Origin of the sequence: Pseudobutyrivibrio xylanivorans DSM 14809, assembly GCF_900141825.1 — a bacterium.
Classification (GTDB): Bacteria; Bacillota; Clostridia; order Lachnospirales; family Lachnospiraceae; genus Pseudobutyrivibrio; species Pseudobutyrivibrio xylanivorans.
Map to the genome: position 1 here is coordinate 117,454 of NZ_FQYQ01000001.1, position 25,006 is coordinate 142,459.

The 25,006-nt window shown below is 40.0% G+C and carries 19 protein-coding genes; all 19 read left to right on the plus strand.

Annotation, left to right across the window (positions count from 1 at the left end):
* Positions 1–77 precede the first annotated feature (77 nt).
* The 19 genes from BUA88_RS00505 to BUA88_RS00595 all read left to right on the plus strand — a co-directional run bounded on the left by BUA88_RS00505 (position 78) and on the right by BUA88_RS00595 (position 24,950).
* Positions 78–1,220, plus strand: a complete 1,143-nt coding sequence (locus tag BUA88_RS00505; RefSeq protein ID WP_072910933.1) for a GGDEF domain-containing protein — start codon at positions 78–80, stop codon at positions 1,218–1,220.
* Between the two features lie 86 nt (positions 1,221–1,306).
* Complete coding sequence (locus BUA88_RS00510) at positions 1,307–1,651, plus strand: helix-turn-helix domain-containing protein (protein WP_072910934.1); 345 nt, start codon at positions 1,307–1,309, stop codon at positions 1,649–1,651.
* 94 nt (positions 1,652–1,745) lie between these two features.
* Entirely contained in the window at positions 1,746–2,675 is a 930-nt protein-coding gene (locus BUA88_RS00515; RefSeq protein ID WP_072910935.1) for an alpha/beta hydrolase, read from the plus strand.
* A 129-nt stretch (positions 2,676–2,804) separates the two neighbouring features.
* Positions 2,805–3,491: a GntR family transcriptional regulator gene (locus BUA88_RS00520; protein ID WP_072910936.1), complete on the plus strand. Its 687-nt coding sequence runs from the start codon at positions 2,805–2,807 to the stop codon at positions 3,489–3,491.
* A gap of 139 nt (positions 3,492–3,630) precedes the next feature.
* Positions 3,631–4,590, plus strand: a complete 960-nt coding sequence (locus BUA88_RS00525; protein WP_072910937.1) for an ABC transporter permease — start codon at positions 3,631–3,633, stop codon at positions 4,588–4,590.
* A 12-nt stretch (positions 4,591–4,602) separates the two neighbouring features.
* The gene (locus BUA88_RS00530) at positions 4,603–5,568 is read left to right on the plus strand and encodes a carbohydrate ABC transporter permease (protein ID WP_083572333.1); all 966 of its coding nucleotides are present in this window, start codon (positions 4,603–4,605) and stop codon (positions 5,566–5,568) included.
* Between the two features lie 175 nt (positions 5,569–5,743).
* Positions 5,744–7,420 carry a type 2 periplasmic-binding domain-containing protein gene (locus tag BUA88_RS00535; protein WP_072910938.1) on the plus strand — a complete coding sequence of 559 codons (1,677 nt, stop codon included), beginning with the start codon at positions 5,744–5,746 and terminating at the stop codon, positions 7,418–7,420.
* Between the two features lie 112 nt (positions 7,421–7,532).
* The gene (locus BUA88_RS00540; protein WP_072910939.1) at positions 7,533–8,183 is read left to right on the plus strand and encodes a YesL family protein; all 651 of its coding nucleotides are present in this window, start codon (positions 7,533–7,535) and stop codon (positions 8,181–8,183) included.
* Positions 8,155–10,296, plus strand: a complete 2,142-nt coding sequence (locus BUA88_RS00545; RefSeq protein WP_083572334.1) for a glycoside hydrolase family 3 protein — start codon at positions 8,155–8,157, stop codon at positions 10,294–10,296. The genes BUA88_RS00540 and BUA88_RS00545 overlap by 29 nt, the downstream gene beginning before the upstream one ends.
* Positions 10,297–10,308: 12 nt before the next feature.
* Positions 10,309–12,012 carry an SGNH/GDSL hydrolase family protein gene (locus BUA88_RS00550; protein WP_242939555.1) on the plus strand — a complete coding sequence of 568 codons (1,704 nt, stop codon included), beginning with the start codon at positions 10,309–10,311 and terminating at the stop codon, positions 12,010–12,012.
* 13 nt (positions 12,013–12,025) lie between these two features.
* Positions 12,026–13,576: a glycoside hydrolase family 43 protein gene (locus BUA88_RS00555; protein WP_072910940.1), complete on the plus strand. Its 1,551-nt coding sequence runs from the start codon at positions 12,026–12,028 to the stop codon at positions 13,574–13,576.
* Between the two features lie 17 nt (positions 13,577–13,593).
* Positions 13,594–15,201, plus strand: coding sequence for a sensor histidine kinase (locus BUA88_RS00560; protein ID WP_072910941.1), 1,608 nt, complete (start codon positions 13,594–13,596; stop codon positions 15,199–15,201).
* A gap of 2 nt (positions 15,202–15,203) precedes the next feature.
* Positions 15,204–16,784, plus strand: coding sequence for a response regulator transcription factor (locus BUA88_RS00565; RefSeq protein WP_072910942.1), 1,581 nt, complete (start codon positions 15,204–15,206; stop codon positions 16,782–16,784).
* A 146-nt stretch (positions 16,785–16,930) separates the two neighbouring features.
* Positions 16,931–18,604, plus strand: coding sequence for a type 2 periplasmic-binding domain-containing protein (locus BUA88_RS00570; RefSeq protein ID WP_072910943.1), 1,674 nt, complete (start codon positions 16,931–16,933; stop codon positions 18,602–18,604).
* A 102-nt stretch (positions 18,605–18,706) separates the two neighbouring features.
* Complete coding sequence (locus BUA88_RS00575) at positions 18,707–19,624, plus strand: ABC transporter permease (RefSeq protein WP_015548968.1); 918 nt, start codon at positions 18,707–18,709, stop codon at positions 19,622–19,624.
* A gap of 66 nt (positions 19,625–19,690) precedes the next feature.
* Complete coding sequence (locus tag BUA88_RS00580; protein WP_143151384.1) at positions 19,691–20,593, plus strand: carbohydrate ABC transporter permease; 903 nt, start codon at positions 19,691–19,693, stop codon at positions 20,591–20,593.
* A 21-nt stretch (positions 20,594–20,614) separates the two neighbouring features.
* Positions 20,615–21,739, plus strand: coding sequence for a family 8 glycosyl hydrolase (locus BUA88_RS00585; RefSeq protein ID WP_072910945.1), 1,125 nt, complete (start codon positions 20,615–20,617; stop codon positions 21,737–21,739).
* A gap of 603 nt (positions 21,740–22,342) precedes the next feature.
* Complete coding sequence (locus BUA88_RS00590; protein WP_072910947.1) at positions 22,343–23,143, plus strand: hypothetical protein; 801 nt, start codon at positions 22,343–22,345, stop codon at positions 23,141–23,143.
* A 112-nt stretch (positions 23,144–23,255) separates the two neighbouring features.
* Positions 23,256–24,950, plus strand: coding sequence for a phospho-sugar mutase (locus BUA88_RS00595; protein ID WP_072910950.1), 1,695 nt, complete (start codon positions 23,256–23,258; stop codon positions 24,948–24,950).
* Positions 24,951–25,006: the final 56 nt, after the last annotated feature.

Sequence of the window (25,006 nt, forward strand, 5' to 3'; positions counted from 1 at the left end):
AATTTTATAAAAATATGGTGTTAGAATCAGAACGAAACAATGGGAAACTAGCAGTACTATAACCACGTGAGGTAAAGATGATTGAAGTACCTGGTTGGGTAATACTTAATTTTTTTACATCGTTTCTTTTGATTCTTCTTTTGATTTTTCAGAACAAAACTTCTAGGTTGCAGAAAGGAAAAAGCTATTCTGCAATTCTTATTTGTACGCTTGTTTTACTAATTTCAGAGTCTGTTGGTCGTGTTGGAGAAAGCAATCCGGATTCCCTTTTGGTTCTTGCAAGAATTGGATATTTCATAATTTTTATATTAGATCCGGTAGATATATTATTCGCAGTAAACTATGTGGATTGCTGGATGGATAGAGAGAGCAACGATGCCAGGACCTGCTTTAGAACAGCATTTCAGGCGTTTGCTATTATAAATATAGTTTTGGTAACTGTGTCATCAGTGCTTCAGCTGGGATGGTTTTTCTATTTTAAAGACGGATTATACTATCGAGGTCCGTTTTTCATGATAAGAGCTATTCTGGTTATGGTCTTTATTGTGTTGCTATTGGTATACACAGTTGTATTCAGAAATGATTTTATGAGTGAGTATAAGAATATGATTCTGTTTCTTCCTATATTTTCACTTATAGGTGCACTGTCGCAAGTTTTCCTTGCAAGCATGGATACAACCTATGCGGGTATTTCATTGGGCTGTCTGATTTTGTTTTTCTTCTTCCAAAGTAATGATGTTAACGTCGATTATCTTACAGGTGTTTTGAATCGACGTGGTCTTGATATTAAGATGGATGAGAGAATCCGCATAAGTCTGCAAAGCAAGAAGAATTTTGCAGCGATTATGATGGATATAGATAATTTTAAAACTATAAATGATACCTTTGGACATGATGAAGGAGACAAGGCAATCAAGCTAACAACGGATATATTGGCAGATTTGTTTGGACGAGAGGCAGCTATTGGTAGATTCGGTGGAGACGAGTTTTGCGTAATTACAGATAATGTTTCTAACATTGAGCTGGAAGAGTTAATCCTTCAGGCCAGAGAAAAGCTGGCTAATATCAGGGATAAACGTAAGTGGCATCCAGATGTTGATTTGAGCTGTGGATATGCGATTTATAATTACACTAGCGGTATGAGTAGAGGTGAATTTGCAGAAAATATTGACAATCTGATGTATGCGCAAAAACAATTACACCATAATGGCAAAAGTTAACAGATTTCTTATTGTGAGTATTATTGCAATAGAGTATAATTATCGTATAAACGATATTGTGGATAATGTGGTGGGAGGTACCAAAGATGATAATTAGCGAAAGAATTTTCAAAATTATGGAAGAGAAGGGTATGACTCAGCTTGAGTTTTCTGCTGGCACAGGAATCGCCCAGAGCACAATTAGTGATTGGAAAAGAAAGAAAACCAATCCATCTGCTGATAAGATTATGACTATCTGCGACGTGCTTGATGTTTCACCATTTGACGTCCTGCAGGACACTATCCCTGGCAAAGGTGCCGGAGATGTTGATTTTGTCATCGCCAGCAAGGGTACCGGTGAGTATGATGTCGTTAAAAAGCTTGAAAAGCTTAATAAGAAAACTAAGGAAGAAGTTGTAGACTATGTTAAGAAAGTAAAGAATAAAAAGTAAAAAAAATCCAGTGAAAAGCTCAAATAATTCGGTTTTCAACCTCCCAAGATTCTAGTATAGTATTCTAAGAACGCTAGAAATTGGGAGGTTTTTTATGAGAAGCGAAGTAATTAAGCTTATTGAGGGTAGAGATGATGTAACCCTCACTACTTATATTTTAGATGATTCCCCAGAGATGACACAGGGAAAGGCAAGACCAGCAGTTCTTATTTGCCCAGGTGGCGCATATCTTTGCTGCAGTGATCGTGAAGGTGAGCCTATTGCTATGGCATTCCTTCGTCAGGGGTACAACGCATTTGTTCTCAGATATTCAATTGCATATGATGGCTCAAAGCCATACTGGGAGACTGATTTCGCACATCAGGAAATCAATCCGGATAAGCTTCATCCACAGCCAATGCGCGAAATTGGTTTGGCATTTGCTTATATTAATGAGCACAAAGGAGAGTGGCAGGTAGATGCCAAGAGAATTGCAATCTGCGGATTTTCAGCAGGTGCCCACAACTGCGCTATGTATTCTACACACTGGTCAAAGCCTGTAATCACTGATTTCGTAGGAGTAGATAAAGAGGTTCTTCGTCCAGCAGCCTGCATTTTAGGATATCCACTTACAGATTACATATACATGTACGAGGCTACTAAGAAGGATAGTGCAGGTGCATTTGAATTCTTCTCTGTATCGAATCGCCTTATGATGGGTGAAGGTTGGGAAGACAATGAAAAGCTTCTTGATATGAGCCCAGCACGACTTGTTGATGAGGATGTTCCACCAACATTTATCTGGTCAACATCAAAGGATGAATTAGTTCCAGTTGTTCATTCTACATTGTACGCAACATCACTTGCTGAGAAAGGCATTCCTTTTGAGATTCATATCTTCCAGGATGGAGGTCACGGAATGGCTCTTTGCGATCAGAGCACATCATGCGAAGATGCCTTTGATATTCAGACAAATAAGGATGCAAAGGTGTGGATTGACCTTGCAGCAGCGTGGCTTGAAAAGTATTTTGCCATCTATAAATAAAATAAGTGACAATTTAAATGAACTTAAACTAAACAGTTTTAACAAAAAGGGTTTGACTTGTATACAAGTCGAATCCTTTTTGTTAGAATAATAACAAACTTTCATTCTAACCTTACAATGAGGAGAACTATGAAAAAAATTGAGAGGATGAACTCAGAGACTGCAAGGGAATATGCCCTTAGAGCAATTACTGAGAACATAAAGTCTGCTGATCTGGAGCCAGGTCAGGCAATTAGTGAAAATGAAATATCTGCATTCTTAGGTGTCAGTCGTACTCCTGTCAGAGAATCCATCCAAGAACTACATAAGGCAGCTCTTATCGAAATATACCCTCAAAAGGGAAGTTATGTTTCTCTTATTAATTCACAGTATGTGGAGGAGGCTGTATTTCTTCGAAAGGTTTTGGATATAGCTGTTATTGAGGAAGCCTGTGATATGGCTACTGAAGAGGATATTAAGCTTCTTGAGGAAAATGTAGCACTGCAGGAGTTTTATCTTGAAAAGGATAATACAGAAAAAATCTTTGAACTTGATAATGAATTTCATCGTATGATTTATGTGGCAGCAAAGAAAGAAACCATTCATCATATGAGTCAGATGATTATGATTCATTTTGACAGAGTAAGAACTCTTTCAATGCTTACTGTAAAGGATAAAAAAATCGTGAATGATCATAGAGTGATGCTTGATGCCATCACTACAAAGGACAAGGAGAAGGCCAAGGAAATCGTTGAGAAGCATTTGAACCGATACAGACTGGATCAGGAGGAACTCATAAAGACTTTCCCGCAATATTTCGAAACAACACAGCAATAATTCGCAACAATTTTATAAATTAGTGTAAAACAACCAAAATGCATATGCCATTTTGGTTGTTTTTTTAATATAGACTTATGGAAACTAAAACACTAATATACTTGTATACAAGTTATTAAAAAAGAAGTGGAGGATAGAAATGAAAGTTATGACAGCGGGAAACTCAGCAGTAGCAGTGGCTGAGAAAACAAACTGGAAAGCCTATCTAAAGAGATATTGGCAGCTATATGTTTTATTACTTTTGCCAATGCTTTATTTACTGGTTTTCAAGTATGTTCCAATGAAGTACGTATTAATTGCTTTTAAGAAGTACAGTATCGTACAAAAAGTTGGGGAAATGCCTTGGGCAGATAATCACGGATTTCAGTATTTTATTCAGGCTTTTCACAACAGAGATTTCTTAAATGCTTTGAGAAATACAGTTGGATTGAATCTTTTGGATTTGGTTATTGGTTTCCCAATTCCAATCATCTTCGCATTAATTCTTAACGAGCTTAATGTTAAGTGGTTTAAGAAGACAGTACAGACAATTGCTTACATGCCACATTTCCTTTCATGGGTAATTATCTATGGTTTGGCAATTCAGCTGTTTGCTCCAAGTAATGGTCTTGTAAATATGTTTATTTCAAATTTTGGTGGTGAGCCAGTTCCATTCTTAAATGATCCACATAAGTGGGTAGGAACTTATATCTTTCTTGGTATTTGGCAGAGCTTTGGTTGGAATTCAATCATTTATCTTGCAGCGATTGCAGGCATTTCACCTGAGCTTTATGAGGCAGCTTCAGTTGATGGAGCAGGAAGATTCCGTAAGATGTGGCACATCACACTTCCAGGAATCAAGAGCACTATCGTAGTACTTTTGATTATGGCGCTTGGTAACATCTTAGGTTCAGCCTTCGATAGACCATTCGCTTTACAGAACAACCTGGTTATGCAGAACGCTGAGGTTATTTCGACATTCGTATATAAGAACGGTATTAAGGGACTTCAGTTCTCACTTACAACTGCAGTTGGTTTGTTCCAGTCGGTTGTAGGAGTTATATTCCTACTCTTTGCAAACTGGCTTTCACGTAAGCTTGGCGAGCGCGGTATTTGGTAGGAGGTGTGAAGTATGGCAAAAGAATTAGTAATGACAGGAAAAATTAATACAAAAGGCTTTGCACGTTCTAAAAGAAGAGACAAAGATGATGAGACAGAAACAAGCCGTATGGTTAAATCGGACAGCACAAAAGCAGGTGACATTGTATTCATAACAATCTGCGTAATCATCAGTTTGATTTGCATCATCCCTATGATTAACCTTTTAGCTCGTTCGCTTTCAGCTTCTGACTTTTTGGTAAGAAGAGAGGTTTACCTTATTCCAAAGGGACTTAATATTTCGGCTTATTCAACAGTACTTGGAGATCCAAAGTACATTAAGTCATTTGTTTGGACCGTAATTTTAACAGTGATTTGTACTTTTATTTCACTGACAATGACAGTGCTTTGTGCTTATCCACTTATTTTTAATAAGCTTAAGGGTCGTTCAATTTTTAATATCGTAATTACGATAACAATGTTCTTCAACGCAGGTACAATTCCAAACTACTTACTCATGAAGGAGTTAAACCTTCTTGACAACCCATTGGTACTTATTGTTCCTGGATGCTTAAGTGTTTACAACATGATTATCATGCGAAGCTTCTTCTATGGAATTCCAGATTCCCTTAGAGAGTCAGCTGAAATCGATGGTGCAAGCTTCTTTAGAATACTTTGGAGCATCTACCTTCCACTTTCAAAGCCAGTTATTGCAACGCTTGCACTATTTTATGCGGTAGGTAGATGGAATGGTTATTCAGATGCTTTGATGTATATGAAGAATAAGGATTTCTATCCTCTTCAGTTATTGCTTTACAACATTTTGAACAACATGAATTCGGTAGAGGTAGCAACACAGGAGGGCTTCTCAACACCTGGTCTTTCTGAATCACTTAAGGCTGCAATCGTTATGTTCTCAACGATTCCAATCCTTTGCATCTACCCATTCTTACAGAAGTATTTCATCCATGGTGTAACACTTGGTGCGGTGAAAGAGTAGAAATGAGTTTTTATCAAAAAAACTCATTTCGTAAACGGCAGTAATTTTGAATGAATGTAATTCATTTAAAATTGCTGTCTGCTGAAAGCAGATTAAACTGCAGTTTCCTTGACTGCAGTTTAACCCCTTATTAAGGGAATAAAAATAAATTAAAAACATTATTGGGAGGATTACGATGAAAAGAAAAATCGTAGCATTTGTGCTTGCATGCACAATGGGTCTTAGCATGGTAGCGTGCGGTTCAAGCGATAGCGCTTCTGATGTCACAAAGACAGGTACAGATTCAATCGAAAGCGGAAGCGCTTCAGAGCTTGTTGACGGTAAGTTCGCTGAGACAAAACACATCACAGTTGAGGTATACGACAGAGGAAACGATGGCGGTACAGACCCAACAGACAACATGTACACAGAGTACATTAAGAAGGGAATGCTTGAGGACCATAACGTAGAGGTTGAGTTCGTAGCAGTTCCACGTTGGACAGAGACAGAAGAAATTAACAACCTTCTTGCATCAGGCGGAGCTCCAGATATCTGCCTTACATACTCATATCCAACAATTCAGACATACGCTAACATGGGTGGTGTTACAGACTTAAAGCCACTTATGGATCAGTATGGTAGCGAGCTTACAAACCTTCAGGATTGGCTTGGCGACACAAACATCTACTGGGATTTAGATGATGAGAAGGGTACACTTTGGGCAATCGAAGGAAAGCGTGCTAACAACAGACGTATCAATACATTTATCAGAAAAGACTGGTTAGACAAGCTCGGTCTTGAGGAGCCAACAACAAAGGCTGAGTTCTATGATGTAATTTGTGCATTCCGCGACAACGCTAAGGAGCTCCTTGGCAAGGACGCAGACAAGATGGTTCCATTCTCAGTTTCATTCGATGTAGGCTGGAGAGCAGCACTTCTTATTGAGTCAGAGATGGATCCAAAGATTACAGATAAGGAATTCTACATCAACGGATTTGATGATAGAAAGCTTACACAGAACGGTACAAAGACTGCTATGAAGACACTTAACAAGTGGTATAACGAAGGTCTTCTTTGGAAGGATTTCGCTCTTTACACAGCAGGTGATTCTACAGAGGATGATATGATGAAGGCTGGTTATGTTGGTGCATTCCAGCACAACTGGGATTATCCTTTCCGTGGCGGTGATGATTCAATCCAGGCTAACCTTAAGAGAATCGTTGGCGATGATGCTAAGTATGTAGCAGTTGATTGCTTCGAGAACTCAGAGGGCAAGCACCTTAAGTATGTTGACTCAACAGCTGGTGATAGAAAGATCTTCTTCCCAACTACAAATGATGAGCCACTTGCATCACTTCTTTACCTTGATTGGATTTCAGCTCCAGAACACATCAAGTACTTACAGATTGGTGATGAGGGTGTGACACACAACGTTCTTGAGGATGGCGCTATCGAGCTTATCCCAGCTACAGGCGACCCAATCATGAACTCTGGTAACAACATTGACTACACAATTACATGTAACGGTCTTAACCTTGGTGATGAGGATCTTACACTTCTTTCTATGGCACACAGCTACCCAGCATGTGACCCAGAGGATGTTCAGAAGGCACTTGATATCGCAGCTACAGACAACAAGATTGCAAAGAACGTAAAGGTTCCAGAAATCATAGCTGAGAACGGTATGGGCGAGGCTCTTGGTTCAAAGAGAGATGTTGTTTATGATACAGCTCTTGCAGCTAAGGAAGCTGATTTTGATAAGGTTTGGGATGACGCAATCGCTGATTACCTTGCATCAGGTTGCCAGGCTATCATGGATGAGAGAACAGAGAAGTTTGAAGCTAAGTATGGCTCTTCAACATCTGTTGATTAATTAAATAATTAAAACTTTTCCCCACTAACATCTGAACTTTGTCAGTAGATGTTGGTGGGGATTTTTTAATACAATATTATCATCCAAGATAGTATCCGGAGGTAGTAATGTTATGCAAATATTTAGTCCAGACAGCGAAGTAATGGAGTTTCTTAGTAAGGTTACAGATTATATCATCTTAAATCTTCTTACACTTCTTTGCTCTATTCCAATTATCACTATAGGTGCAGCTCATACTGCAAAATATTATACATCTATGAAAATCGTTAGAGGTGAGGAACCAAGCGTAACTAAAAGCTATTTTAAATCCTTTAGAGAAAATTTCTCACAGGTTACGATAGCATGGCTCATCATCCTTTTGGTAGGACTTGTGCTTGCCTTTGACTGGTACAACGTACTTTACGGCAGAGCAGCCAGCATGCCAATTATTCTAAAGGCAGTTTTGGGTGTACTTTCATTTGTCGTTTGGTCAGTTGCATACTGCATGTTCCCATTTGAAGCAAGATATAAGGTGACATTAAAGGAGCTTTTTAAGGCATCCATGGTAATGGCGCTCCTTAATTTTCCAAGAATGATTTTGATTTTTATCGTGACTTTTTTACCTTACATAATCTGTGCATGGTACATCGAATGGGGCCTGGCAATCTGGCTTCTTTGCACCACAGTCACACTTTATTACATAAGTAGGGAATTCAATAAACAGTTAGAAATGTTAAACAAGGAGGAAGAGATAGTTGAATCAGGAAACAATGAAGCGTGCTAAGGAATTAGTATCGCAGATGACAATAGAGGAGAAGTGTTCGCAGATGCTTCACCACGCAGAGGCCATCGACAGACTTGGTATTCCAAAGTACTGCTGGTGGAACGAGGCACTTCACGGAGTGGCAAGAGCTGGAGATGCCACAGTTTTCCCTCAGGCAATCGGCCTTGGTGCCACATTTGATGAGGAGCTTGTTCAGAAGGTGGCAGATGTTACATCAACAGAAGGACGAGCAAAGTATAATGAGTTTTCAAAGCATGGCGACAGAGATATCTACAAGGGTCTTACTTACTGGGCTCCAAACGTAAATATCTTCCGTGACCCTAGATGGGGCCGTGGCCATGAGACATACGGTGAGGATCCATATCTTACAGGTCAGCTTGGTATGGCCTATGTAAGAGGTCTTCAGGGTGATGATTTAGATAATCCAAAGTCTGCAGCGTGTGCAAAGCATTTCGCTGTTCACTCGGGTCATGAGGCAGACAGACATCATTTTGATGCGAAGGTAAATGACCAGGATTTATATGATACATATCTCTATGCCTTCAAGCGTCTTGTAAAGGATGCAAAGGTAGAGGCTGTTATGGGTGCTTACAACAGAGTAAACGGCGAGCCAGCCTGCGGTAGCAAGAGATTGTTGAAGGATATTTTAAGAGGTGACTGGGGCTTTGAAGGCCATGTAGTTTCAGACTGCTGGGCAATCAGAGATTTCCACGAGAATCACAAGGTAACCACATGTGAAGTGGAATCTGCAGCACTTGCTGTTAATAACGGCTGCGATTTGAACTGCGGTTGTGTATATGAGAAGCTTCTCTATGCATACAAGGCAGACCTTGTTTCTGAGGAGACAATCACAGAGTCAGTTGAGCGTCTCATCGAGCTTCGCCTTCGCCTTGGAACTCTTCCAGAGAGAGGCAGCAAATATGATGACATCCCATATGAGATGGTTGAGTGCAAGGAGCACAAGGAGCTTGCAAATGAGGTAGCTAAGCGCTCTATGGTACTTCTTAAGAATGATGGACTTCTTCCACTTAAGAAGGATGCTATCAAGACAATCGGTGTCATCGGACCAAACTCAAATTCTAGAATCGCTCTTGTAGGAAATTACGAGGGTATTTCTTCTGAATATATTACTGTACTTGAAGGAATCCAGCGTTACGTTGGAGATGATGTGAGAGTATTCCATTCAGACGGAACTCCACTTTGGAAGGACAGAATGCACGTGCTTTCTGAGGCAAGAGATACATTTGCTGAGGCTATGGCTGTAGCAGAGCACTCAGATGTTGTAGTACTTGCAATGGGTCTTGATTCTACAATCGAAGGAGAGGAAGGAGATGCTGGAAACGAGTTCGGTAGTGGAGATAAGAAGGGACTTAAGCTTCCAGGCTTGCAGCAGGAGCTTGTAGAGAAGATTACAGCTATTGGAAAGCCAGTAGTACTTCTTGTTTTAGCAGGTTCTGCCATGGATTTAAGCTGGGCTAATGATAACGTAAATGCGATAATTCAGTGCTGGTATCCAGGAGCAAGAGGTGGACGTGCAATCGCCGAGGTTCTTTTCGGAGAGGACAGCCCATCAGGAAAGCTTCCACTTACCTTCTATAAGTCAGATGCTGATTTACCACCATTCGAGGATTACTCAATGGAGGGACGTACATACAGATATTTCAAGGGCACACCACTTTATCCATTTGGATATGGTCTTAGCTATTCAGATATTCAGTATTCAAATGCTGGCATCGACAAGAATGAGGGTGCTATTGGAGATAAATTTACAGTTAAGGTAACAGTTAAGAATGCAGGGGATTACAAGGCACACGAGACTGTTCAGGTATATGTGAAGGATGTTGAGGCATCTACAAGAGTTGCTAACTGCATGCTTCGCAAGATTGCAAAGGTTGAACTTCTTCCAGGGGAATCAAAGGAAGTAAGTCTTGAACTTTCAGCCCGTGACTTTGCACTTATTGATGAGAAGGGCAGATGTGTTGTAGAGCCAGGTGCCTTCAAGGTATCTATCGGTGGTCAGCAGCCAGATGCAAGAAGTGCAGAGCTTACAGGAAAGACAGTAGATATTTTTGATGTGGTGTTAAAGGGAGAAGTAACTGAAGTAGAGTATTAGGAGGATAATGTAATGGAAATGCAAATTGCAAAGGCACCAACAGACCCAGAAAAGAATCGACCATATTTTTACATAATCAAAGATAAAGAGCTTTTCACACAGTCTGATGAGGAAGGCAAGGGTGTTTCCTTCCTTTATCAGAGCGATGGACGTCTTATCAGCAGCGCAACATTCACAGGAAATGTTACTGATGAGCACATCTTAAAGCTTATGGAGACAGTAGATGGTTTCAAGAAGCTTGTTCATTCTGTAGGTGTTTCTGTGGAAATGGAAGATAAGGATAAGCAGGCAGAATTCGTATTCCAGATGTATGGCAAGAAGGATTTATATGGCGGTGGAGCTAACCTTATTGCTAACGTAAATACGAATTCCCAGGAGGAACGTATCTATCTTAATGATATCGCTTGGACAGATGATGATGATGTCCCAGGACAGATTCGTATTCACACAGATGCGCCAGAGGAGAAGGCATTTCTTTCTGTAAGATTCTTCCTAAATGACGGTTTTGAGGCTCCACCTCAGCTTGAGGAAAAGCCTGTTGATACAGCATCACCAGAGTACAAGGAGATGATTGACCGCTCTTTAGTAAATCTTGGAAATACAAAGCGTCTTGTTGATGTAGTAAACAAGGCAAAGGCTGGAGAGGATGTAAACATATGCTACATCGGTGGCTCTATCACTCAGGGTGCCGGTGCTACACCTATTAACGAAGAATGCTATGCACGTAAATCCTTCCTTGGCTTCAAAAAGCTTATGGGAAATGGGGATAACATTCACTATGTAAAGGCTGGTGTAGGCGGAACACCTTCAGAGCTTGGTATGATTCGCTTTGACAGAGATGTGCTTAGAGATGGCACTGTAGAGCCTGATCTTCTTGTAGTTGAATTTGCAGTAAACGACGAGGGAGACGAGACAAAGGGTAATTGCTTCGAGAGTCTTGTAAGACGCGCATTAAAGCTTCCTAGCAAGCCAGCAGTAATGCTTATGTTCTCAGTATTTGCAGATGATTACAACCTTCAGGACAGACTTTCTCCTGTAGGCTTCAGATATGATTTGCCAATGGCTAGCGTTAAGGATGCTGTAGTACCACAGTTCTATGACAGAGATAAGAGAATCCTTACAAAGCACCAGTACTTCTATGATATGTTCCACCCAACAAATCTTGGACATACTATTATGGCAGATTGCTTGATTAACATCATGGAAAAAGCAATCGAGAAGGGCGCTGATGAGTCATACGACCCACGCCTTTCAGAAGCACCAGCAATTGGAAATACCTTTGATGATGTTATTCTTGTGGATAAGAAGGACGATACAAATCTTGTCAGTGTACAACCTGGCGGATTCGTATATACGGATGATGTTCTTCAGTCGGTTGAGATGGATATGGATTTAAAGCTTTCGCCAGAGTTCCCATACAACTGGATGTACGATGGTGCTAAGGGCAGCAGTGAGCCATTCGAAATGGATGTAGAGTGCAAGGCTCTCGTAATCGTAATGAAGGACTCAGGCGAGGTGGACGCAGCCACAGCAAAGGTATACGTAGATGGCAAATTTGTCCGCGACCTTGACCCATATGTAAACCGCTGGTGCCACTGCAACCCACTCATCGTAATCAACGAGAAGGAAACAGCCAAGCATCACGTAAGAGTTGAAGTAGATAAGGATGACGTACGTAACAAATTCACTATTTTAGGTTTTGGATTAGTTAAATAAGGAGAATAATGAGATGACAGTAGCACATAATCCAATTTTAAAAGGATTTTATCCAGACCCTTCAGCATGCCGCGTAGGGGATGATTACTATATTGTTTGTTCAAGCTTTGTATACGCCCCAGGGGTTCCAATCTTCCACAGCAAGGATTTGGCACACTGGGAGCAGATAGGACATGTACTTGATAGAGAAAGCCAGCTTCCAGTAAGCGGCGAGATTTCAAGAGGAATCTTTGCTCCAACAATCAGAGAGCATAAGGGCACATTTTACATGATTACTACAAACGTAAGCCACGGCGGTAATTTTGTAGTAACTGCAAAGGATCCAGCAGGTCCTTGGTCTGAGCCATACTACTTAGGTGAGGATGCACCTGGTATCGACCCATCACTTTTCTTCGATGATGATGACAGATGCTACTATGTAGGAACACGTCCAAATCCAGAGGGAGTTCGCTATAACGGTGACTGGGAAATCTGGGTACAGGAATTAGACCTTAACACAATGAAGCTCGTAGGTGAGTCTATGGCAATCTGGAAGGGCGCCGTTAAAGATGTTATCTGGCCAGAAGGTCCACACCTTTACAAGAAGGATGGCTATTATTATCTTCTTCATGCAGAAGGCGGTACAGGCCCAGAGCACGCTATTTCAGTAGCCCGTTCAAAGGAACTTTTTGCTTGGTTTGAGGGCTGCCCAAGAAATCCTATTTTTTCTCATAGAAATTTAGGTAAGGATTATCCTATAATATATGCTGGTCACGGTGATTTAATCGATGATAAAAACGGCAACTGGTACATTGTTATGCTTGCTTCTCGTCCATGCGAAAAGCACTGCAGCATAGGTCGTGAGACCTTCCTTGCAAAGGTTGTTTGGGAAGAGGGGTGGCCAGTTATCAATCCTGGTATTGGTAAGCTCGAGGATGATGTGGAGCTGACCTTTGAGGAGCATCCATTTGCAGCAGAGAATGAGTGGAGCGATGAGCTTCATTTCTGGACAAACGAATTAGACCAGCGTCTTGTTGGTATCGAAAAGAGAAACGAGGACATCTACTCACTTACACAGCGTCCAGGATTCCTTCGTCTTTTCACTCGTCCAGAGCGTGCAGAGGAAATGTGCTATCCATCATATCTAGGATTGCGTCAGAAGGATTATTCGTTTAAGGTAAATACTGGAGTTGATTTTACTCCAGCAAACGAAAATGAATGTGGTGGTTTGGTTCTTTTCCAGAATCATGCTAATCACCTTACTCTTGAGATAGTATTAAAGGGTGGCAAGAAGGTTCTTCAGGTACGCAAGACTGTTAAGGGAGAAGAGACGGTTACAGCATCGGCTGAGGTTAGCACAGATGTTGTTACAATTGAGCTTCAGGCTAAGGCACAGAAGGCAGATGCTTATCTTGTGGAGAATGGAAAACACACACTTCTTGAAGCAGGTATCGATTTATTGCCATACACCACAGAAGAAGCAGGCGGATTTGTAGGATGTACAGTGGGAATGTACACTTCTTCAAATGGTAAACCAAGCGAGAACCACTGCGATTTCGCATGGCTTACTTTAGAGAGAAATTAATTTATTGGGTGATGTTAATGACAAAATTTGATTCTTATTTTGGAAGATTTATTTCTAAAACAACTTCAAAGAGAAGACTGATGGCATTCTATATTGTGTTTGTCATCATTCCTATCCTTTTAGTTGATGGTCTTGTTGTTTCGGGCGCATATCGTGCTGAGTTGGCAGCAAGAGAGCATACCATGGAGAATCAGGCTAATGCCATTACTTACACCTTTGAAAACCAAATTGATCAGGCTGCTAAGTTGGGCAATGCTCTTTATAGCAGCCTGTATGTTGATAGATTTTTAAACACAGAGTTTAAAACGAATCTTGAATACTATAATGCATATCATGATTTCTTTGATGACACTCTCCTTAAGCTGGTAGAGGGGCAGTCAGGTCTTGATTTTTGTATATACATAGATAATGATACAGTCACAAATGGTGCTGAGTTCCAGCGTTTGGACCAGGCCGTTGGCACTGACTGGTATACCTATGTTGAAGAATCCGATTTAAATAAAGGCTTATATTTCGGCAGAAGAAAAACTGCAGATAGCCAGATTCAAAAGACTATCTATTATTTCCAAAGATTGAATTATTACAACAGGGTTTCCAAAAACATTTTGCTTGTTATCATCGATTATGGAAAGATTTCTGATAGTATTTCCAATTTAAATTTTGAAAATCGTGCTTATGTCTGTGACAATTCGCGAGTAATTTTGTCCAACAGTAAGTATAGCAATATAAATAAAGACTATGGTTTAAAGCTTGATCTTAAAGATATATCTTATTCACAGGAGTTTCAGAGCTACAATCAGATTCTTACAGTGGATGTTTTAGCGGGGAATAATTCCTTCCTGAATGCCTTTAAGAGCCGCTGGTATCAGTTCCTTCTTCTGATTATTGTAAATATGGTTTTACCTATCTATGTCAGCAGCATCTTGAACACTGTTTATCAGAATAAGCTGAAGGAACAGGAATCCTTTGTGGCAAGAAAGAACGCAGAGCTCCTTGCACTACACAGTCAGATTAATCCACATTTCCTTTTTAATGCACTTGAAAGTATACGAATGCATTCTCTTTTGAAACAGGAAACTGAGACTTCAAAAATGGTGGAGCATCTTGCCAAGCTTCAGCGTCAGTATACTGAGTGGAATGAGGATAATGTTACTATTGAAAAGGAGATAGAATTCGTAAATGCATATCTGGAATTGCAGAAATATCGCTTCGGTGACAGACTGTCATTTGATATTGATGTGGAAACTGAGTGCTTGAAATTATTGATTCCAAAGCTTACTATAGTAACGTTCGTAGAAAACGCATGCATCCATGGAATAGAAAGTAAAATCACGCCAGGATGGATATTTGTAAGGATTTCCACCGACGGTGAATTTATGACTCTTGAAATAGAGGATACAGGAAACGGAATGGGAGAGGAGGAAGAAAAAAATCTTCTTCGAAGGATGCGTTTTGCAAATATCGAAATGCTCAAGGAAAAAGGTAGAGTGGGTATTGTTAATGCCTGTCTCAGACTTAAAATGATGTCTGAGGACGAGGCTGTCTTTGACCTTGATTCGGAGCCAGGCACAGGTACACTTGTGCAAATTATGGTTCCAGTGAAATATTTAAAGGGGTTATTGTAGTAATGTTAGAGGTTTTATTAGTAGATGACGAGCCATTTATTTTACAGGGCTTGCAGCTTTTAGTGGATTGGGAAAAGGAAGGATATCATATTTCCACTGCATCAAATGGTAAGGAGGCATATGATTTCGTTTCAAACAATCCTGTTGATTTGATTATCTCAGATATTAAAATGCCAGTTATGACCGGCATTGAGCTTTTAAAGGCTATCAGAACTGAGCTGGATAAGGATATATATTTTGTTGTCCTTAGTGGCTATGCAGAATTCGGCTATGCTCAGGAGGCACTTCGTTTTGATTGTACCGATTATATTTTAAAGCCTGTAGAGAGTGAACAGCTTCTTTCTATCCTTAGAAAGGTTTCAGCATTAAATCAGGCAAAGACTTCCCGCACTAAAGACGGTATAAGAAAAGAGAAGGCATATATGGAACGTACTCTTATGCATCTTCTCAGTGGTAAATATGATGTAAATGATTTGGAGTATGTATCTCAGAAGACAAATATAGATGAGGAAAAATGTTATGTGGAGATTCAGCTTGATGAGCAGAATCCGGCAGAAGATTTTTCCGATGATGATAAGAAGGCAATGCTTGCTAAGCTTTATACATCAGCATGTGATTATTTGAAGGATGATTCCATCTTTTGTATTCGTGATATTTCCGACAGCGAGCAGGTTTATGATATAGGCTTTGTTTACAGTGAGAGTATGGCACAGCGTTTGCAGCTTACGGCAAAGGAATATCTTATAAGATTTTTGGAATACATGGAGGCAAATACCAATCTTGCCATCACAGTGCTTGTAGGAAAGCCAGTCACAGGTATTAGAAATATTTCAAAGTCATATGGTACTGCCAACATGCTTCATTCCCTTCAGGGCTTCCGCGATAAGAAGAATATATACTTCTATGAGGAAGAGTACAAGGTTGGCGAGACAGGACTTATTATCTGCAAAAAGCAGCTTGATGCGTTGATAACTGCCATCGAAAGAGGCGAGCATGTGGAAATCCGTAAATGCGTAGAGGATTTTTACGAGGAAATGCAAAAGACGGGTGTAACAGGCTCTACAATGAATCTGAATATCAATTATCTTTTGTTCCAGCTTATACATCTTGCCAGCGAGCTTGATAGTGAAGTTAACCAGGAGGAAATTCTTCGTATCATTTCTGAGACTACATCTGAGGAAGGTATCAGAAGAGGCGGAAGAACTCACCTTTGTCGTATGTCCTATGCTTATGGCGAGTATCTTGCTCAGCTTCGTAAAAACGTATCAAGAGGTGTTCTTGGAGATGTGGAAGAGGAGATAAAGAAGAACTACGCTTCAAACCTTACCCTTAAGGATTTAAGTGAGAAATACTACGTCAACTCAGCTTATTTGGGACAGCTCTTCAGAAAGAAGTACGGATGCTCATTTAAGGATTATCTTAATAAAAAGAGAATCGAGGAGGCAGCAAAGCTTCTTCGCAAAACTGATATGAAAATTTATGAAGTGGCAGAATCTGTAGGTTATAAGGATGCGGATTACTTTGTAAATAAGTTTATAGAGGCAATGGGTTGTACACCTACAAAATACAAGAAGAATTTTTAGACATTGAATAAAAAGGGGGGGTGAAATTTTTAAAATTTCTCCCCCCTTTTTCTATACTTTCTCCGATGTTTTGTTCACAGAAAAGACATAGAATACTATCATACGAAAGGGACATAAGTCCCGGAGATAAAATAGGAGGGTTATTTATGAAAAAGAAAATTGTAAGCGCTGTGCTTTGCGCTGCAATGCTCTCAAGCATGTTTGCTGGATGCGGTAAGCAGGCAGCAAGCGGCGGAGCAGTCAATGAAGATGGTATCAAAGAATTCACAGCATTCTTTGCAGTACCTGGTTCAGAAATCAATGATGACAACGAGATCCAGCAGATTATTGCTGAGAAGACTGGTTGTAAAGTAAAGGAGACATGGCTTACAGGCCAGACAGCTGAAGAGGCAGTTGGTACTCTTATTGCTGGTGGGGAATATCCAGACTTTATCGAAGGTGGTAATGGTTCAAAGCAGCTTTATGAGGCTGGCGCTCTTGTAGCTCTTGATGATTACATTGATAAATATCCTAACATTAAGGAATACTTTACAGAGCAGGAATGGGATCAGCTCCGTCAGAGCGATGGACATATCTACTGGATTCCACAGTTCTCTAACATCTATGGTCAGGAACGTGCTTGTACACACAATGACGAAGCATTCTGGATTCAGGCAAGAGTTCTTGAGTGGGCTGGTTATCCAAAGATTGAGACAATGGATGAGTACTTCGATCTTATCGAAAAGTACAACGAAGCAAACCCAACAATGGCTGATGGTACTACAGCAAATATCCCTTACACAATCCTTTGCGATGACTGGAGATACTTCTGCTTAGAGAATGCACCAGAGTTCCTTGATGGATATCCAAACGATGGATCAGTTATTGTAGATCCAGAGAAGCTTCAGGTTATTGATTACAATACAACAGATACAGCTGTTAAGTACTTCAAGAAGCTTAACGAAGAGTATCACAAGGGTATTGTTGACCCAGAGTCATTCACACAGACATATGATGAGTACATCGCTAAGATTTCTTCTGGTCGTGTACTTGGTATGATTGATCAGTGGTGGGATTTCGCTTACACAGGCGAGGATGCTATTAAGTCAGCAGGTCTTGATGAGCAGGGTTGCCAGTACGTTCCACTTCCAATTACAATTGAGAAGGGTATGAAGAACCAGTGGCACAACTCAGGCGGAGTTCTTAACGTATCTTCAGGTCTTGCAATCACAACATCTTGTAAAGATGTAGATGCAGCACTTCAGTTCGTTAACGATCTTCTTGATCAGGAGATTCATGATTTAAGATTCTGGGGTGTTAAGGATGTAGATTACAAGGTTGGCGATGACGGATTATACTACAGAACACCAGAGATGAGAAAGCAGGCAGCTGATACAGCTTACAAGGCAGCTCATACATGTTCTTACTCATACTTCCCACAGTATTCTGGAACAAGCCGCGATGGCAAGAATGCTATGAAGTCTGATGGACAGGAGCAGGAATTCTTCGATGGTCTTTCAGAGCCAATTAAGAAGTGCTTCGAAGCTTATGGCGCTAAGACATATGTAGAAATGCTTGGTACATCAGAGAAGCCAGGTGACTGGTACCCAATGTACACATATTCAAACACATTAACAACTGACACACCAGGTGGTACAGCTTGGACAAAGATGGGTGAGATTAAGCACCAGTATCTTCCAAAGGTTGTTATGGCTGATGACTTTGATAAGGGTTGGGCTGAGTATATGAAGGTATACGAAGAGTGCAAGCCAGAAGATTTCATCTCAGAGATGCAGACAGAGCTCGAGAGAAGAATGACAGAAGCAGCTAAGTACAAATAAGATTTAATTTGGTAAAAAGATAAACCCTTGGCGGGCATTATCATAGTGCCCGCCATCTTTATACCTATTTTTAGAGATTTAGCAGTAATTTGGGAGGTAATTATGACAAAGAAAACATTCAATATGGCCGATTTTAAGCGCCAGAGAATTCTTATTATCTGGGCAGCTGCAATCGTAATTTATGGAATAGTATTCCATTATGCACCACTTGTTGGATGGCTTATGGCATTTCAGAATTATAAGCCAGTAACAGGTCTTTTACATTCACAGTTCGTAGGATTAGATAAGTTCAAGGTATTATTTTCAGATGTATCATTCCTTAGAGTTATTCGTAACACTTTGGCAATGGGTGTTATAAACCTTGCAGCTACATTTGTTATGGCTATTTTATTCGCAATTCTTTTGAATGAAATGGCATTCAAGGGTGGCAAGAAGGTCGTTCAGACTATTTCTTACTTACCGCACTTCCTTTCTTGGATCATCGTTACAGGTATTCTTCACGATGCACTTTCAGGAACAGGTATCATCAACACAGTAATGTTACACTTTGGTTGGATTACACAGCCAATCAACTTTTTTGCACACGAAAAATACTTCTGGCCAATCGTAGCCTTCGCTAATGTTTGGAAGGAGACAGGCTGGAATGCAATTATATATTTAGCAGCTATCACATCTATTGACCCATCACTTTATGAAGCAGCAGCTATCGATGGTGCTGGTAGATGGGCAAAGATCAAGCACGTAACACTTCCTGGTATCAAGCCAACAATTATGATTCTTCTTCTAATGAATGTTGGTAACGTACTTAACGCAGGTTTCGAAATTCAGTACTTACTTGGTAACGGTCTTGTACAGAACGTATCACAGACAATTGATATCTACGTTTTGAAATGGGGTATCAGCCAGGGCGATTACTCAATCGGTACTGCAGCAGGTATCTTTAAGAGTTTGGTTTCAATTATTCTTATTGTATTCTTCAACCATATTGCTAAGAAGCACGGTGAAGAAAGATTATTCTAGGAGGTGTGCAGCATGGATCAGACATTAGATTTAACAAGCACCGCTGGAAAAACCAAGGAGGTCGCTATGGGAAAAGCTAGAAAACGCAAGAAGATTTCAGGCGCTGATTTAGCATTTAGAATTTGCAATGGCATTTTTATGATTTGCTTTGTAATTATTACACTTTATCCAGTTTTAAATACACTTGCAGTATCATTAAATGATGGTACTGACGCTCTTAGAGGTGGCATTTATCTTTGGCCAAGAGTATTTACCTGGAAGAACTATGAGACAGTATTATCTAAGGACAACCTTGTTACTGGTGCTGTTGTCACTGTAGCAAGAACACTCATTGGTACAGTTCTTGCCCTTGTTACAAACGCTATACTTGCTTTTATCGTAAGCCGTAAGAACTTTATGTTCGCTAAGCAGGTATCACTGTTTTGGGTTATTACAATGTATGTTAACGGTGGATTGATTCCTACATTCCTCCTTTTTAAATCCCTTGGACTTACAAACAGTTTTGCAGTTTATGTAATACCTGGAATGTTATCTGCCTTTAACATGTTAGTTATCAGAACCTATATGAGGGGTATTCCTGACAGTTTGGAGGAGTCAGCACAGTTGGATGGAGCTGGTTACACAACTATTTTCCTAAAGATTATTTCTCCATTATGTAAGCCAGTTTACGCTACTGTTGCTCTCTTCGTAGCTGTAGGACAGTGGAACTCTTGGTTCGATGCAATGCTTTATAATAGAATGGCTTCACAGTATACAACATTGCAGTATGAGCTTATGAAACTCCTTTCTTCAGTATCAAACCAGAGCTCATCTGCAGAAGCTATGAAGAATGCTGGTGAAGGTTCAGTAACACCTACATCTGTAAGAGCAGCAGCAACAATTATTACAATGCTTCCAATTATTTGTATTTATCCATTCTTACAGAAATACTTCGTAACTGGACTTACACTTGGTGGCGTAAAGGAATAAGATTTTTTAGACTAGACGATTATGACATACAGAAATTTATTTTTAGAGATAGGTAAGACCCCTGAGGAAATTCAGCACAGGGTAAATGACACATTTGACGAGATATTCTATGGTGTCAACAAGTTTTATGAAACTACAGAAGATGGCACCATGGGATACCTTGTAGATACAGGAAATATCGATACACGTACCGAAGGTATTTCATACGGTATGATGATGGCTGTTCAGATGGACAAGAAAAAGGAATTTGATCAGCTTTGGACATGGGCAATGACAAACATGTACCTTGATGAAGGTGAAAACAAAGGTTATTTTGCCTGGTCAGTAGACCCTAGTGGTCGCAAAAATGCTTATGGACCAGCTCCAGATGGTGAGGAATTCTTTGCAATGGCACTTATATTTGCAAGTCACCGTTGGGGAGATGGCGAGGGCATCTATAACTATAGTTTAAAAGCTAAAGAGCTTTTAAAAGTGGTTCTTCATCATGAAGAAATGTATGGAGGCCACAATATGTGGAACGAGGATGGTCTTATTAAGTTCGTCCCAGGACTTGAGTTTACAGATCCATCTTATCATCTTCCACACTTCTATGATTTATTTGCGGAGAATTGCTTTGACGAAGACAAAGAGCTTTGGAAAAAATGCGCAGCAGCTAGCCGCGAATATCTCAAGAAAGCATGCCATCCAGTAACAGGTCTTTCCCCAGAATACAGTTACTATGATGGTAAACCTTATCCCGACCATGAACATTTCGGTGGAAGACATGACTGGTTCTATAGCGATGCATACAGAACCATAGCAAATATCGGCCTTGACTATGAATGGGCCGATAAGGACACCGAATTTGGACAGTGGTGTAAAGCTACTGCCAACAATCTTCAGGCTTTCTTCGCAAACCTCCCAGTCGAAGACAGCAGGGGAATCTATGAGATTGATGGAACTATCTTAGAAGGCAAGGCACTTCATCCAGTAGGCTTGACTGCAACGATTGCTCAGGCGTCACTTGCAGCGGATGGAGAGTATGCTCTCAAGGCCGTAGAAGAGTTTTGGAATACACCTCTTCGTACAGGTGAGAGACGCTACTATGATAATTGCTTATATCTCTTCGCTATGTTGGCACTTAGCGGAAATTACCGAATTTGGTAATTACTTCTTCTTCATTTTATAAGATATCAAGGGCTGGTCACTTCGTGACCAGCCCTTTGACTTTGCAATATAATGCTGTTTAGTAGAGTTTAGGAATATTGTTATTGACAAAACATATTTGAGCAGTTATATTATTGCTGACATTTGAAAATCTAAAGAGATTTATCACGCCTGGTGGGGCTCGCCACCGTATTCCATCTTTATTTTTGTTTTTATTGGTTAAAAAATTGGGTTAAACATTATTTTTTACGGTCACACAGGCTCTTTTTACTTGTATGACGGTAGGAAAATGTTTTTATTATCCAAGACTACGGTCAGCGCTAGACATTATTACTTCCTGCCGTAGAGTTTTATAAAATATTTTGAATATTTACGGTCATATAGCGAGAAAACGTCTCTATGACTGAAACAGAATTGGAACAAGTGGGATTAAGTTTGTGAAAAAAGTAAAATACTACGGCATAGATTAAGAAGCTAAGCTTTGTGACCGTAGCCTCAAAAAATAAATATTTTTCACTACGGTCATATGGATAAAAAGCATGTAAGTGACCGTAAAGCTAGGGTGATTATTGTTAAAAAAAAATTGAGTCGGAGGAAGAATTAATGGTAAGTTGCAGGGATTTATTGGAAAAGCAACTGAATGAGCTAGATAAGCTAATTAGTAAATCAAATAAGAATATTTCAAAGTTGGAAAACCTTCCTGATTATAGTGTCATAGTATCTATTAGCAATGGATGTAAACAATATTATTTGTATGATAGGACTACAGGGAAAAAGGAATATGCTAATAGTAAAAAAATGAAGCTTGTGAAGAAGATAGCCCAAAGAGATTATGAACTAATAGTAAATAAAAAGCTGAACGTATTAAGGGGAAGGATTAATAGATTCCTCTCGGGATATCATTTGGATGATATAGGTAAAATCTATGATGATATGCATCCAGTTAGAAGAGAACTTCTGGTTCCTTTTATAGAACCAGATGAGGCTTATATCCAAAGATGGCTAGAAGAAAATCCTGACCATCAGAATGATTTTTACGGGAATGGAAAGATAGCCACTGCTAATGGAGGATATGTTAGATCTAAATCAGAAAGAATTATTGCGGATTTACTAGATAAATATCATGTTCCATATAGATATGAACCAAGATTAGAGTTAGTTGGAAGACATATAGTTTATCCTGATTTTATGGTATTGAATGTAAGGAAGAGAAAGACCTTATACTGGGAACATTTAGGTTTGTTAAGTGAGTACAGCTATGCACAAAAGAATTTTACTAAGATAAATGATTATGAAGAAGGTGGGCTGCTGTTGGGAAAAAATCTTATCATTACGATGGAAACAGAAGAAGCCCCAATTAATACAAAATTAGTTGAAGAAAAGATAAAACTATATTGTTTATAGAGATAGGAGCTTAGATAATCCTTATCATTTCACAGACATAGCATAAATAATATGTTAAAATGCTATTAGGTGCGTAAGCGCTTAATAGCATTTTCCTATATGGAGGTAAAGTATGGATTACAATTCAAGATATAATGAGTGGCTTGAGAAGCTTGCAGATTCAGACCCATTAAAGGCTGAGCTTCAGGCTATCGCAGGCGACGAAAAAGAAAAGGAAGATCGTTTCTACCAGGATCTTTCATTTGGTACAGCAGGTCTTCGCGGTAAAGTTGGCGCAGGAACCAACCGCATGAATTTCTTTACAGTTGGCAAGGCTACACAGGGTGTTGCTGATTTTATCGTGTCAAAGGGTAAGGAAGCATGTGAGAAGGGTGTAGTTATCGCCCATGATCCACGTCACTTCTCAAAGGAGTTTTCACAGCTTGCAGCTGGTATTTTTGCTGCTAATGGAATCAAAGTATACTGTTTCCCTGATTTAAGACCAACTCCAGAGCTTGCTTACATGATTAGAAGACTTGGCACAGTTTCTGGTATCAACATCACAGCTAGCCACAACCCAAAGGAATACAATGGCTACAAGGCATATTGGGATGACGGATGTCAGGTTTCATCTGAGATTGCAGATGGTATGACAGAGTGCATCAATGCAGTAGATATGTGGAGTGGCGTAAAGAAGTCTGATTTTGAGCAGGGTGTTAAGGACGGTAAGATTATCGTTCTTGGCGAAGAGTATGATAGAGAATACCTTGATAAGATTGAGTCCCTTGCAATTCATGAGGGTGATGAGCTCGATCTTACAATTCCTCTCGTATACACACCGCTTAACGGATGCGGTTCTATTCCATTCCGTCAGATGCTTAATGATAGAGGTTTCTCTAATTGGACAATCGTTCCTGAGCAGGAGAATCCAGATCCAGATTTCAAGACTGTAGGCTATCCAAATCCAGAGGATACAAAGGCCTTCAGATTATCAGAGGAGTATGGTCGCAAGTTTGGTGCAGAGCTTCTTATGGCAACAGACCCAGATGCAGACCGTTTTGCCATTGAGATTCGCGATAGCGAGGGCAACTATGTGCCACTTAATGGTAATCAGACAGGATACCTTCTTGTAAACTATGTTCTTGAGGGACATAAGGATGCAGGAACACTTCCAGCTAAGGGCGCTATGGTTAAGTCTATCGTTACATCTACATTATCCACAATTATGGCTAAGGCTTACGGTGTGGAAATGTTTGAAACTCTTACTGGTTTCAAGAACATTTGTGGAAAAATCCCCTATCTTCACGATAACGGATATAAATACTTATTTGGTTATGAAGAGTCAGTTGGCTATGCTATCTGCGAGGATATCCGCGACAAGGACGGTATCTCAGCAGGTATGATGGTTGCTGAGGCAGCAGCTTACTACCGCAAGCAGGGCAAGACTCTTTGGGATGTTCTCCAGGAAATCTACGCTAAGTATGGTTTCTTTGCAGAGGACGAGCCAAACATCATCTTAGAGGGTATTCCAGGAGCACAGCGCATTCAGCGTATGATGAAATGGTTCCGTGAGAACATGCCTACAGAAGTTGCTGGAGCAAAGGTAGATAAGGTAATCGATTACATCAATGGCTACGAGGATATTCCACCACAGAATGCTATTCGCTTATTCTTAGATAATGGCTCATGGTTTGCTATCAGACCATCTGGTACAGAGCCTAAGATTAAGTTTTACTTCTACTCAAATCAGGATTCACGAGAGAATGCATTGAAGGTGAATGCAGCTATAAAAGATGAGATTTTTGCTCTAATTAATTCAGTGGAATAATATTGATAAAAAAAGAGGGTTTTTGATATAAAAGACCCTCTTTTTTATTCTAGAAT

What these genes read in the sequence shown, in the direction of transcription:
- BUA88_RS00580 (WP_143151384.1), top strand. Translation starts at nt 19,691, where the DNA reads ATGGGAAAAGCTAGAAAACGCAAGAAGATTTCAGGCGCTGATTTAGCA.
- BUA88_RS00555 (WP_072910940.1), top strand. Translation starts at nt 12,026, where the DNA reads ATGACAGTAGCACATAATCCAATTTTAAAAGGATTTTATCCAGACCCT.
- BUA88_RS00515 (WP_072910935.1), top strand. Translation starts at nt 1,746, where the DNA reads ATGAGAAGCGAAGTAATTAAGCTTATTGAGGGTAGAGATGATGTAACC.
- BUA88_RS00575 (WP_015548968.1), top strand. Translation starts at nt 18,707, where the DNA reads ATGACAAAGAAAACATTCAATATGGCCGATTTTAAGCGCCAGAGAATT.
- BUA88_RS00560 (WP_072910941.1), top strand. Translation starts at nt 13,594, where the DNA reads ATGACAAAATTTGATTCTTATTTTGGAAGATTTATTTCTAAAACAACT.
- BUA88_RS00510 (WP_072910934.1), top strand. Translation starts at nt 1,307, where the DNA reads ATGATAATTAGCGAAAGAATTTTCAAAATTATGGAAGAGAAGGGTATG.
- BUA88_RS00595 (WP_072910950.1), top strand. Translation starts at nt 23,256, where the DNA reads ATGGATTACAATTCAAGATATAATGAGTGGCTTGAGAAGCTTGCAGAT.
- BUA88_RS00570 (WP_072910943.1), top strand. Translation starts at nt 16,931, where the DNA reads ATGAAAAAGAAAATTGTAAGCGCTGTGCTTTGCGCTGCAATGCTCTCA.
- BUA88_RS00540 (WP_072910939.1), top strand. Translation starts at nt 7,533, where the DNA reads ATGCAAATATTTAGTCCAGACAGCGAAGTAATGGAGTTTCTTAGTAAG.
- BUA88_RS00590 (WP_072910947.1), top strand. Translation starts at nt 22,343, where the DNA reads ATGGTAAGTTGCAGGGATTTATTGGAAAAGCAACTGAATGAGCTAGAT.
- BUA88_RS00525 (WP_072910937.1), top strand. Translation starts at nt 3,631, where the DNA reads ATGAAAGTTATGACAGCGGGAAACTCAGCAGTAGCAGTGGCTGAGAAA.
- BUA88_RS00535 (WP_072910938.1), top strand. Translation starts at nt 5,744, where the DNA reads ATGAAAAGAAAAATCGTAGCATTTGTGCTTGCATGCACAATGGGTCTT.
- BUA88_RS00520 (WP_072910936.1), top strand. Translation starts at nt 2,805, where the DNA reads ATGAAAAAAATTGAGAGGATGAACTCAGAGACTGCAAGGGAATATGCC.
- BUA88_RS00585 (WP_072910945.1), top strand. Translation starts at nt 20,615, where the DNA reads ATGACATACAGAAATTTATTTTTAGAGATAGGTAAGACCCCTGAGGAA.
- BUA88_RS00565 (WP_072910942.1), top strand. Translation starts at nt 15,204, where the DNA reads ATGTTAGAGGTTTTATTAGTAGATGACGAGCCATTTATTTTACAGGGC.
- BUA88_RS00550 (WP_242939555.1), top strand. Translation starts at nt 10,309, where the DNA reads ATGGAAATGCAAATTGCAAAGGCACCAACAGACCCAGAAAAGAATCGA.
- BUA88_RS00530 (WP_083572333.1), top strand. Translation starts at nt 4,603, where the DNA reads ATGGCAAAAGAATTAGTAATGACAGGAAAAATTAATACAAAAGGCTTT.
- BUA88_RS00505 (WP_072910933.1), top strand. Translation starts at nt 78, where the DNA reads ATGATTGAAGTACCTGGTTGGGTAATACTTAATTTTTTTACATCGTTT.